This window comes from Thioclava sp. (assembly GCF_048263065.1).
Taxonomy (GTDB): domain Bacteria; phylum Pseudomonadota; class Alphaproteobacteria; order Rhodobacterales; family Rhodobacteraceae; genus Thioclava.
The window spans coordinates 1-11,714 of record NZ_JBLXEM010000054.1 but is presented as its reverse complement, the minus strand read 5'-3'; the positions used below and the strand labels follow the sequence as shown (position 1 = coordinate 11,714).

The window sequence follows — 11,714 nt, the reverse complement described above, 5'->3', positions numbered from 1 at the left end:
CCTTCGGCGTCACCAAGAACCCTTCGACTTACGGCGTGGTGAAGAATGGCCTTGAGAATGTCCTGCCCGGCATGGTTTCGACCAGCCAATGGGCGAGCCCAGCCAACGTCTTCATGCCTCAGGCGTGGTACTGGGACAACAAATCCTAACAACTCAACGCTCGTTGGGCCGCCACGGTGGCCCAACGATTCGCTGAACGTTCTGAACGTGACATATGGTGGCGAAAGTGCGCGCTAAACCGCGCGCAGCTGCGCTTCATTCGCCGCCACCCGTGTTCGCCCGCCCATCAGGTCCATCAAAACCCAGACACGTTGCTGAGAGTCAACCTTCTCAATCTCTCCTACAAAATTGGAGAATGGGCCGTTAGTAAATGTCACGGCGTCGCCAGCCCCGAGTGCGTGTCCCTCAACCAGATTGCCCAAACGATCGCACCGCGCCTTCAAGCCATCAACTAGGTCACATGGGACAGGCGTAGGCGCACGACCAAAGCTCACAAGTTGCTTAATACCCTGCGTTGAGTTGATTGAGCGCCAGCAGCCCTGAACGGCATTGAACGCAACAAAGATATAGCCGGGGAAGAGGGGGCGCTGCAAAGTCACAAACCTACCCGAACGCTGCACTGTGGTCTCTTCGCGAGGGAGAAACGTCTCAAATCCCTGTCGCTCAAGATTGCGGCTAGCAATCTTCGCACTGTTTGGTTTCAACTGCGCTAAGAACCAGCCCATATCTTCAGCAATGACATTCTGTGTCATTCCACACCCCGCACAAACATGGCGCTATATATCGTTTATTTTCGAGTAAGTGCAACATAGGCGAGCTCCTACTTACCTACTATCGGCGCATTGTTTGCGGTTGCTCTAGCGCACTTCTTTGGCTAATGCTCAAAATTGAACGATGGAAAATCTATTCGAACCGCCAGCCCACCACACACAGAGCGCAGCCAAGGCAGCTCTGATGCGGCAGCCTGTCAAGATATCAACCATATGACACGCTCCCAAATTCATGAAGACATGCATTTTCGCATCCTCCGACTGCTTCAGGAAAACCCTGAAATGTCACAGCGCGACCTAGCGAAAGCGGTGGGCGTGAGCGTTGGCCGCATGAACTACGTTCTCGGCGCGCTAGTTGATAAAGGGCTCGTGAAGCTCGGTAACTTCACGGCAGCGAAGGACAAGCGGCGATACGCCTATGTCTTGACGCCGCAGGGGATCGCAAAGCGCGCAGCGCTGACACGCTCCTTTTTGGCGCGTAAGATGGCTGAGTATGAGGCTCTTCGTGAAGAGATCGAGGCGATAAAACGAGACAACGAGCGGCATGATCAGCAAGCTTCTCGGTCAATTCAAAAAGAGATATAGACGCGCGCTTTACCGCGAGTGAAGATTCAAATTGTTCAAAAGGTATCTGCTATGAGCCCCCAAAAAAAAGAAAAGCCTAATCGCGTACTGATAACTGGGGGGACCGGTTCTTTCGGAAAAACAATGTTGCGCGATCTTTTGGCGGATGGAGTTGAAGAAGTCCGCATCCTAAGTCGCGATGAGGAAAAGCAAGACGCTCTTCGAAATGATCTGCGCGACGACCGCGTGCGTTATTACATCGGCGACATCCGAGATCGGGGCGCGGTAGACCGAGCTGTGCAAGGCGTAGACGCGATATTCCACGCTGCCGCTTTGAAACAAGTCCCGAGTTGTGAGTTCTTCCCACATGAAGCCGTTTTGACCAATGTAATGGGATCTGAGAACGTAATCCGCTCCGCCATCTCAGCAAAAGTTCAAAGCTTGGTTTGCCTTTCCACCGACAAAGCAGTGCTGCCTGTGAACGCTATGGGCATGACGAAAGCGTTAATGGAGAAAACGGCACAAGCAGCGGCGCGCACATTGGGGCCCAACGGCGAAACTACTATCTCCTGCGTACGATATGGGAATGTTATGTACTCGCGAGGGTCAGCCATTCCGCTATTTGTGCGCCAAATCAAATCTGGAAAGGCTATCACCGTAACCGAGCCAACAATGACACGGTTCTTAATGCCACTACGCTATAGTGTGGCTTTGGTGCATCATGCCTTCCAGCACGCTAATCAAGGCGATCTCTTCATTAAAAAAGCTCCGGCATCAACAATCGCCGATCTCGTTACCGCTCTTACAGAGTTGTTCGACGTCCCCGATCATCCAGTTGAGGTCATCGGTTGGCGCCATGCTGAAAAGCTCTACGAAACTCTTGCCAGCGCGCAAGAGTTAGGTAGCTCAGAGGATATGGGTGATTACTATCGGATTATTCTTGATACACGTGACCTGAACTACAAACCGTATTTCTCTGAGGGTGAGGCTGAAACCAAGCAGCTAGAGGATTACCATTCACACAACACGCAACAGCTCGACGTCAGTGAAGTGAAAGAACTGCTTCTTACGCTCCCCGAAGTACAGGCTGAATTGGACACCTGGAACGGAGCGCGCTAATGCGGATCGTCATCACAGGAGCAGGAGGCTTGATCGGCTGGCACGCGCATGCGCACCTTCATGCAGCCAATTGTGCTGCTGCATTCCAAGGAGAGCTAAAACCATACGACGTCGTTGCACTCGACCATGCTACTTTCGACGATGATGCGGCCCTGAGTTCGGCTGTAAACGGAGCGCAAGTAGTTCTGCATTTCGCGGGCGTAAATCGCGCTCCCGATGACGTTGTCGAAGCTGCAAACCCTGCAATCGCCGCGCGACTGGTTGAGGCATGCAAGTCCACCAACGCCGCCCCCCATATCGTTTACGCAAACTCCACGCACGCCGCGAATGACACACCATACGGCCGATCGAAACGCATCGCTGGTGAGGTGCTATCGCGAGCTGGCGGCCAGTACACCGACATGGTGCTTCCACATATCTTTGGCGAGTGCGCCCGACCGGATTACAACAACGTCACGGCGACCTTCATCAAGGCGGTGATCGCGGGCGAAACAGCGGACATCAACCCCAACGGGCGCGTATCTCTCCTGCATGCCGGCGCTGCGGCAAAGGCCGCGCTGGATGCGGTGAAAAGTGTTACAATCGGCACCGTAAGCCCCGAAGCTCGTGATATAGCAGTAGTCGATCTATTCTCAATCCTGCAGGGTTTCCACGCCAACTACCAAGCTAATATCTACCCCGACCTTCGCGATCCTTTCACCGTCTCGTTATTCAACAGCTACCGTGCGGCGTTATATCCAGACGGGTTCCCACGTCCACTGAAGCTCAATACGGACGCGCGCGGCACTTTATTCGAGGCCGTAAAAGGCGGCGGTGGTGGACAGACTTTCTTGTCAACAACGATGCCAGGTGTGACCCGTGGAGACCATTTCCACTTGGACAAAGTCGAGCGCTTCCTTGTCGTTCAGGGCGAAGCGATGATCCGCATCCGCAAGGTTTTGACTGATGAGGTTTGGGAATACCGTGTATCAGGTGAAAACCCATCACCCGTAGACATGCCAACATTGCATACCCATTCGATTGAGAACGTTGGCGACACCGAGCTACTGACGCTTTTCTGGACACACGATCTTTTTGATCCGGCCAACCCCGATACTTTCGCCGATAAGGTTCTAAAATGAAACGCCTCAAAGTTATGACCATTCTCGGCACTCGACCCGAGATCATCCGTCTGTCGCGCGTCATGGCACGCCTCGACACCTATACCGACCATGTCGTGGTCCACACTGGCCAAAACTGGGACTACGAGCTGAACGAAGTGTTCTTCGAAGATCTCGGAGTACGCAAACCCGACCACTTCCTGGGTACTGGAGGTGGCACTCTGGGCGAAACACTCGGCAAGATCCTAATCGAAAGCGAAAAGGTGCTCGCTGAAGAAAAGCCTGACGCTGTCGTCGTTCTTGGGGATACAAACTCGGCGATTTCCGCGATCATGGCGCGGCGAATGAAAGTTCCAGTGTATCATATGGAAGCTGGCAATCGATCTTTCGACCGCAACGTGCCCGAAGAGACCAACCGTAAACTGGTGGATCACATCTCAGACTTCAATCTGGTCTATACCGAGCACGCACGGCGGCATTTGCTCTCCGAAGGCGTACACCATCGTCGCATCTACCTCACCGGGTCGCCTATGCGCGAGGTGTTGGATCACTATCGTGACAAGATAGAAGCATCGGACATCCTGTCTCGGATTAGCCTGAAAGACCGTGGTTACTTCATTGTTTCGCTACACCGCGAAGAAAACGTCGATAGCGCTGCCCGCCTTTCGCAGCTGGTCGATGCACTAAACAGAATTGCAACGCAGTATGATATGCCGATCATTGTTTCGACGCATCCTCGTACCCGTAAGCGGCTCGACGCCCTCGAAGACGTTACTTTGGACGATAGGGTCCAGTGGATGAAACCCTTTGGCTTCCACGATTACAACAAGCTTCAGATGCGCGCCTTTTGTGCCATTTCAGACAGTGGCACTATCGCTGAAGAAAGCTCAATGCTTGGCTTCCCTGCGATCACCCCGCGCGACGCCATTGAGCGCCCCGAAGGTTTGGATGTCGGCTGCTTGATCATGACCGGACTGAATGCAGATACGATCCTAGACGGTATCGCCGCCGTTACACGCGGCTTTACGGATCGTGAGCAAGAAAATCTTCCCCATCCAGTGCCAGCCGACTATTGCATAACCAATACATCCGAGCGAGTTGTGAACCTCGTTCTAGGTACGGCGCGGCTATCGAACTCATGGGACGGGATTAGAGTGTGAATTGCGTATCGCGATGACCCAATTTGATTTCACAATTAAACGCCTTTTTGACATCGTTGCAGCAGCTTTGGGTCTGGCGATCTTGTGGCCGCTAATTGCTGTAGCTTGGATCCTTGCAAGGCGAGATACAGGCGCAAGCGGCTTTTTCCGTCAAGAGCGCGTAGGCCGTCACGGAAAGCTATTCAAAGTTATCAAAATTAGAACGATGCGAGCGATCGATGGCACTACGGTAACAACGGCGGGGGACGCCCGTATTACACCACTTGGCGCAAAGCTACGACGTTACAAAATTGATGAATTACCACAACTCTGGAATGTCTTAATTGGGAACATGTCATTCGTTGGCCCGAGACCAGATGTCCCCGGCTTTCTAGACCGCCTAGAGGGCGAAGACCGCGAGCTCTTGCAGCTACGACCTGGCATTACAGGCCCCGCTAGTCTTAAGTACCGCGACGAAGAAGAAATCCTCGCTGCTGTTGATAATCCAGAACAACACAATGCAGACGTTATCTGGCCGGACAAAGTCCAGATCAACCGCGATTATATGCGCGACTGGAGTTTTGGTATGGATATTGGAATTATCTTGAGGACGATTTTTTGACAACACACGATCAAAGCGTCTCGCTCCCCTTTACTCCGCTCATCATCATCGGTGCCGGTCGGTCGGGAACCAACGCGCTGCGCGACGCGCTGACCCGCCTGCCCAGTTTCGCGACTTGGCCATGCGACGAAATCAACCCTATCTGGCGGCATGGCAATCTCGACTGGCCTAATGATGAAATCCCACCTGAACGGGCAACCCCAGCGGTGCGAAAATCAATTCGTTCATCCTTCCAAAGGATCTGGCGGCAGCAGGGACGTCCCGACTTTGTCGTCGAAAAAACCTGCGCCAACGCGCTGCGCGTGCCCTTTGTCGATGCTGTATTTCCCGAGGCACGCTATATCCATATCGTGCGCAATGGGTTCGATATTGTCGCATCCGCGCGCAAACGCTGGCGTGGCGAATTAGAGGTGCCAGGCCTCCCCTACTACCTAGCGAAAGCTCGTTACGCGCCGCTCTCTGACCTACCGCACTATGCGATATCGGCGCTGAGAAACCAATTGGCAATCAAATTTGGCCGACAAGAGCATTTCGATTCTTGGGGTCCGCGATTTGAAGAACTAGACAAACTTGCATCAGCACCGCTGGAAGAAATAGTCGCTCGGCAATGGGCCGCCTGTGTTACTTCCAGCGACATGGCCTTTGAGCAGATCAACACGTCCAGAGTATTTGTTCTGCGCTACGAGGATTTCACCCACAATCCATTCGACGTTTTGACCAAGATCACCTACTGGCTCGGCATCACCGCTAGCGAAACCCAACTCGAAGAGGCCACATCCTCAATCCGAGCATCATCTGTCGGTAAAGGGCAAGACGTTGCTGAAACCCTGCCTGACAATATCAAATCCTTGCTTGTCCCCCCTTTGCGGGCTCACGGCTATCTGGATCAGGAGTAAACCAATGCGTATCTGGCTGTCTCGCCCTCACATGTCCGGCCGCGAAGAGGCCTATGTTGCTAAGGCCTTTGAAAGCAATTTCATCGCACCGCTAGGTCCTCAACTCGACGCCTTTGAAGCTTCCGTCGCCGAATATCTCGGGGGTGGCGTACATTGTGTTGGCCTATCTTCCGGTTCCGCAGCACTACATCTAGCGCTGCGGCTGGTCGGGGTTGAAGCAGGCGACGAGGTATGGATATCTTCGATGACTTTTGCCGGCGGGATTTTCCCAGTACTTTATATGGGGGCAACACCAGTCTTTTTTGATCTTGACCCCAAGAGCTGGACTATCGATGTGGCATTGCTCGGCGAGGCGCTGGAGAGTGCGGCAAAAACGGGAAAACTTCCCAAAGCGATCGTGCCAACAGACCTTTATGGCCAGAGCGTCGACCTAGATCCGCTAGAAGCGCTTTCCTCAAAATACGGTGTTAAATTGATCGTCGACAGCGCTGAAAGCCTAGGTGCCGCATACACAAACGGGCGCAAATGCGGCACGGGAGGTGACGCGTCAATTTTGTCGTTCAACGGTAATAAAATCATCACCACTTCAGGTGGCGGCATGCTTGTGACTCGATCAAAGGACATCGCGGACGGTGCGCGATTCCTCGCGACACAGGCACGCGATCCTGCGCCACACTACGAGCACTCCACCTTCGGCTACAACTACCGCCTTTCCAACGTCTGCGCCGCGATTGGCATTGGGCAAATGGAAGTGTTGGAGATGAGGGTCGCTGCGCGTCGGGCGATCAATGAACGCTATCAGGCTGAATTGAATATACCTGGGATCAGCTTCATGCCGGAGCCTGAAGGATACTATTCATCAAAATGGCTAACAACAATCACTGTCGATCCGCAGCAAACAGGCATCTCCAGCAAAAATATCCGCGAGATGCTGATGGAGCACCAGATCGAATCCCGCCCTCTATGGAAACCAATGCACATGCAGCCGCTATTTTCTGGAACGCGCTATGTCGGATCCAGAGTCGACGAGAACCTATTTGATAAAGGACTCTGTCTGCCCTCGGGAAGCGACATGCTAGATGCCGAACAGGGCGAGGTAATCAACCGCATCAAGACCCTATTGGCCAAGGCCTAAAAATATGAAGGTTCTCCTAACACATCGGTTTTTCTGGCCGGACACCGCACCCTATGCAATAATGTTGCGCACCATTGGCGATGCACTCGCTGAAGCTGGGCACGAAGTCCACATCTTGTCCTCAATGCCATCCTACCGGACCGAAGCCAGTGCTACAGAGACTCCGAAACAGGAAAAACTAGGCGCGCTTAATGTGCGGCGTATCTGGGTGTTCAGCGATGAAAAGTGCAATCCATTCCGCCGCCTGGCGAATGCAATGCTCTATTGCTGGGCGCTTTTCGTGAAAATCCTGTACCTGCGTCCGAACGTTGTCACCGCCTCGACCTTTCCTCCAGTCATGGCCGCTTGGTCGGCGAGCCTAGCAGCGAGAATTGTCGGGGCCAAATTCATCTATCACATACAGGATATCCATCCAGAGTTGTCCGTTTGTAGCGGCGGACGTATGGGACGCGGCGCAACAATGCGCTTACTTCGATGGCTGGACAACCAAACCCTCCGTCGATCGGAAGTTATCGTAACCCTGTCCGAGGACATGGCGGAGACCTTGCGCGCGCGCGGACTTGGGCCGTTGCCGATCACCCTAATTAACAACCCGGCGCTTGACTCCGACCATGACCCAATCGCGCCGCCGCCAGAACTAATTAAACCGGCAGGCACGACGCGAGTGATCTTCGCCGGCAACCTTGGGCGCTTTCAAAATCTGCCACTTCTAGCCGAAGGAATAGCACAGTGTTTCGACGATCATCCCGAACTAGAATTGATGTTTTTAGGTGACGGTGTGGCTCTGGCAAAGCTCAAGGCTCGCTGGAAGGACCACCCGCAAGTGCGTTTCGCCCCCTTCCTGCCGTTCGCGCAGGCGCGGGGCATTATAAGCGGGGCCGATATTGGGCTGGTATCGCTGAGCGCCAACATTTACCGCGTCGCCTATCCTTCCAAGGTATCCACCTATCTCGATCTTGGCCTACGCATCCTCGCGTTGGTGGAACCCGAAAGCCAGATGGCACGCGAACTTGAGCAGCGAGGCCTCGGCGCGGTTCCGAGCGCGGCCAACCCCGAGGCCATCGCCACGGCACTAGAAACCCTGCTAGCCGCCCCGCCAAGTGCCGTCAGCACCGCCCCCGAAAGAACCAACTGGCCCCAGATAGTCGCTGAGCTGGCCCCCTCCCGCAAGATCAAGCGCTACTGACACATCTATTACTAACACCCACTTCGGGATCGACTTTACAATTCGAGCGAATTACCCATGGAGCCTGCTACAACTTCTATGGATACGACTAGGAACAGAGCGAGCAGGCCGGAGCACTGACACAATGACTGCCTATTTGTTTCTCCTTTCGACAACCGCATGGGCGAGCATCCTTTCCCCGGGCAATGTAGTGCGCAAGGTTTTGTTTTTTGTTCCCACGCTCCTAATCGTGGGTTTCAAATATGAAATTGGTTTCGACTGGCACGTCTATGCTAGGCAGTTTCAACACTTTTCAGAAATTCCGCCCGGAGAGTTCTTCGAAAACTTCTTTATTTATGTTGGAATTTACCAACATGAACCGCTTTACGTCCTTTTTTCCTATATGGGCGCGCACATTCTTGGCATTTACGAAGTATTTTACTGTGCTCTTTTCTTACTGTTCGTTTACTCGACCGCGCGCCTAGGCAAGCTCATAGATACCAACACTGTCGCAGCTTTCTTTGTCATCCATCTTTTCTTGCTTTTCACCTTGGAGTTCTCGACCCTGAGGCAAATGGTTTCACTGTCTATTCTGAATCTTGGCATATCCTTCACCCTTGAAGGTCGCAAGATTAGGGGGTTTGCATTTCTCATACTGTCGCCTTTTTTCCAAGGGTCTTCGGCGATTTTTGCAATCATTTTCCTGCTGGTAGGTTCAACACGCCGTCTGATGCGCGTCTTGCTCGCTTTCGCGCTTATCGTTGCCATAGCCATTAACGCAATCGGGTTTACAGCACTGGCTTCACTCCTTTCTGGCATTGTTCCAGGCTTTCTCGCCACAAAGTTAACCTACTATACGGAGGTTAGGCAGTTCGACTTCAACATGTTGGAAACATTGTTTGCTATTTCTGTTTATTTGGTCCTCGGTTACTTTCTATTTGTGAATCAAAAAAACCAGAATTCGATCGTCCGAGACCTCTCGACATTTCTATTAGTTCTAATCGCCATCGCCATCGCAGGGTTCGCAATCACAACGATGCGTAACCGTATGCTGTACGAAATTATAACAGTTGCTGCATTGCTCCTGTTTTCACCTCATACGAAAAATCCAATTTTCATCAGAACCACGGTCATCATTTTGGGCTTTATTTTCTTTGCAGCTTCGCTCACCAAAGCAACAAGCTTCATGTACGTGCCCTACCAGAATTACCTCTGGTTTCAGATTTGGGAGTTAAAAAGCGACGGACCTGACCGACAAGATCGGCTCAACTCAATTTTGCGCAGTCGAGCCGCGTTCTAGATGAGCAAATATACATCCACTTCTGCTCACTCCAGCGAACGTTTTCTGAATATAATGATCGTGAGGCTTCTCATCCCCACCCTCGTCGCGATCGGGTTGTTCGCCGGGTTCGCACGCGAGGTGGTGTTGGCTTATCTCTTCGGCACCACGCGGGAGATCGAGATCTTCCGCGTAGCCTTCGGACTGCCCAGCGTTCTTAGCGACAGTCTTGCCGTCTCGTTCGTCGCCATCCTAATTCGCCTCCTCCTAACCGGTGAGCGGGGACACCCAGCCCATGCGTTACGTTGCGCGATCTGGGCCACACTGGCTTTTTCCGGCATCGTTTTCCTCCTTGGCGTTTTCACGATGCCATGGCAAGCTCGGCTTCTCGCCCCGGGCATGAGCACTGACGAGCACGCCCAGTTGGTGGTCGCGGGGCAAGTCTGCTGGCTCACCTTTCTTTTCGTTGTTCTGTCCCTGCCGATGCGCGCGCTGATGAGCACAAGGGGTCGCGTTTGGCCTGGCGCTGCCTCACAAGTGATGCGTTCGGGCGGTTTCGTACTGGCGCTGCTAGCCTTCGTGCTCGTCTTCGGCTGGCGCGATCTCATGGCTCCAGCCTATGCCGCTGCGCTCGGAGGAGCCACGGTGCTTGGCGTCCACATCCTCGCACTTGGAGCGCGTGACAGGCGGCGGGTCACTGTAAGCCTTGCCGCCCCAGAGCGCCTAGATGCGCTTTCACCAACGCTTAGTGCCATCGGGCTGGTGCTGCTCTCCCAGCTCTTTCTCTCCGCCGGTAGACTAATGGACCGCGCCGTGGCTTCGGGCATGGGTGAGGGCATGCTAGCAGGACTAGAATACAGCTATGCGCTAGTCATGGCCGTGGCCGCCATTCTTGCCACCTCCACCAACCTCACCCTCGCCCCCCGTATGGGCCGCGCCATCCGCGACACTGGCGGGCTGGCGCGCGGGCACGTGGTCCAGATCGCCGCCATCGCGATTGGAGCTACCGCCATCGGCGCGGTATTGGCGCTAGGGGCCGAGCCAATCACCCGACTGGTATTTGAACGCGGGGCCTTCGACAGTGCGGCGACCGCGCTCACGGCAGAAATCTTTCGCCTTCACGCCTGGAGCCTCGGTCCATTAGTCCTTGCGCTACTTCTCACACAGATACTCTTACTGCACGGCCGCCAACGCGCCGTTTTTGGCGCAGCAATCTTCAAGGCCTTTTTCAAGATTGTTTGTCTCTGGTGGATACTGCGGATAAATGGCGACATTTACGATGTTGCCAAAACCTTACTTTGGGTCGAATTTGCAATGGCAGCTGCCCTTAGCGCAGCCGTGTTTTTTCGAAGATGAATAGCCCCTAGTTTTGTAGATCCGCCATCCACGGCAGCGCAATACCGTTCCATATTTGACGAGCTGCCAACATTTGATGTTCAGAAATCACACGGTACTATCGACAGAAGACGGCGGATCAGCGGTCCACACCAGATTGCGCATTGCGGCCATCCACGAGTGGTGCTTTCTAATTCCCTGAAACGCCACCACTCTCCATGAAAGAAGTCCCATGATTGATTTTTACGCTTGGCCCACCCCCAATTGCCGCAAGGTGTCTATCCTGCTGGAGGAGCTGGGGCTGGATTACAATGTGCACACCATCGACATCGGTAACGGGGATCAGTTCGCGCCGGATTTCCTTGCCGTCAGCCCGAACAACAAGGTCCCCGCGATCTCCGACTCCAAGACTGGCGTGAACCTGTTCGAGTCCGGTGCGATCCTGCTCTATCTGGCGGAGCAGCATAATCGCTTTTTGCCACAGGATCCGAAGGACCGCGCAGAGGTGTTTCAGTGGCTGATGTGGCAAATGGGCGGCTTGGGCCCGATGGCAGGGCAGGCCCACCACTACCTAAAAAACAACCCTGGCA

Annotated in this window: 12 protein-coding genes; 11 read left to right on the top strand and 1 reads right to left on the bottom strand. The window is 53.8% G+C overall.

Annotated elements, in window-relative coordinates:
- Positions 1 to 233: 233 nt before the first annotated feature.
- Positions 234 to 752, bottom strand: a complete 519-nt coding sequence (nusG, locus tag ACN0SD_RS20120; RefSeq protein WP_417809971.1) for a transcription termination/antitermination protein NusG — start codon at positions 750 to 752, stop codon at positions 234 to 236.
- A gap of 231 nt (positions 753 to 983) precedes the next feature.
- Between nusG and ACN0SD_RS20115 the strand changes: the two genes are divergently transcribed.
- From ACN0SD_RS20115 to ACN0SD_RS20065, 11 genes are all read left to right on the top strand, one after another.
- Entirely contained in the window at positions 984 to 1,355 is a 372-nt protein-coding gene (locus ACN0SD_RS20115; RefSeq protein WP_089949160.1) for a MarR family EPS-associated transcriptional regulator, read from the top strand.
- Positions 1,356 to 1,406: 51 nt separating this feature from the next.
- On the top strand, positions 1,407 to 2,453 hold the full coding sequence (locus tag ACN0SD_RS20110; RefSeq protein ID WP_417809970.1) for an SDR family NAD(P)-dependent oxidoreductase: 1,047 nt from the start codon (positions 1,407 to 1,409) through the stop codon (positions 2,451 to 2,453).
- Positions 2,453 to 3,574 carry an NAD-dependent epimerase/dehydratase family protein gene (locus ACN0SD_RS20105; protein ID WP_417809969.1) on the top strand — a complete coding sequence of 374 codons (1,122 nt, stop codon included), beginning with the start codon at positions 2,453 to 2,455 and terminating at the stop codon, positions 3,572 to 3,574. The genes ACN0SD_RS20110 and ACN0SD_RS20105 overlap by 1 nt, the downstream gene beginning before the upstream one ends.
- A complete protein-coding gene (wecB, locus tag ACN0SD_RS20100; protein WP_417809968.1) occupies positions 3,571 to 4,713 on the top strand; it encodes a non-hydrolyzing UDP-N-acetylglucosamine 2-epimerase in 1,143 nt (380 codons plus the stop codon). The genes ACN0SD_RS20105 and wecB overlap by 4 nt, the downstream gene beginning before the upstream one ends.
- 1 nt (position 4,714) lies before the next feature.
- Positions 4,715 to 5,314 (top strand): sugar transferase, encoded by a 600-nt coding sequence (locus ACN0SD_RS20095; protein ID WP_417809967.1) that lies wholly within the window; start codon positions 4,715 to 4,717, stop codon positions 5,312 to 5,314.
- On the top strand, positions 5,311 to 6,210 hold the full coding sequence (locus tag ACN0SD_RS20090) for a sulfotransferase family protein (protein ID WP_417809966.1): 900 nt from the start codon (positions 5,311 to 5,313) through the stop codon (positions 6,208 to 6,210). The genes ACN0SD_RS20095 and ACN0SD_RS20090 overlap by 4 nt, the downstream gene beginning before the upstream one ends.
- Positions 6,211 to 6,214: 4 nt before the next feature.
- Positions 6,215 to 7,345 carry a DegT/DnrJ/EryC1/StrS family aminotransferase gene (locus ACN0SD_RS20085; protein WP_417809965.1) on the top strand — a complete coding sequence of 377 codons (1,131 nt, stop codon included), beginning with the start codon at positions 6,215 to 6,217 and terminating at the stop codon, positions 7,343 to 7,345.
- 61 nt (positions 7,346 to 7,406) lie between these two features.
- Positions 7,407 to 8,531 (top strand): glycosyltransferase family 4 protein, encoded by a 1,125-nt coding sequence (locus ACN0SD_RS20080; RefSeq protein ID WP_417809964.1) that lies wholly within the window; start codon positions 7,407 to 7,409, stop codon positions 8,529 to 8,531.
- Positions 8,532 to 8,655: 124 nt separating this feature from the next.
- A complete protein-coding gene (locus tag ACN0SD_RS20075) occupies positions 8,656 to 9,810 on the top strand; it encodes an EpsG family protein (protein ID WP_417809963.1) in 1,155 nt (384 codons plus the stop codon).
- Positions 9,811 to 11,145, top strand: coding sequence for a lipid II flippase MurJ (locus ACN0SD_RS20070; RefSeq protein WP_417809962.1), 1,335 nt, complete (start codon positions 9,811 to 9,813; stop codon positions 11,143 to 11,145).
- A gap of 211 nt (positions 11,146 to 11,356) precedes the next feature.
- Positions 11,357 to 11,714: glutathione S-transferase family protein (locus ACN0SD_RS20065; protein ID WP_417809961.1), on the top strand; the 358-nt coding region annotated here is incomplete at its 3' end.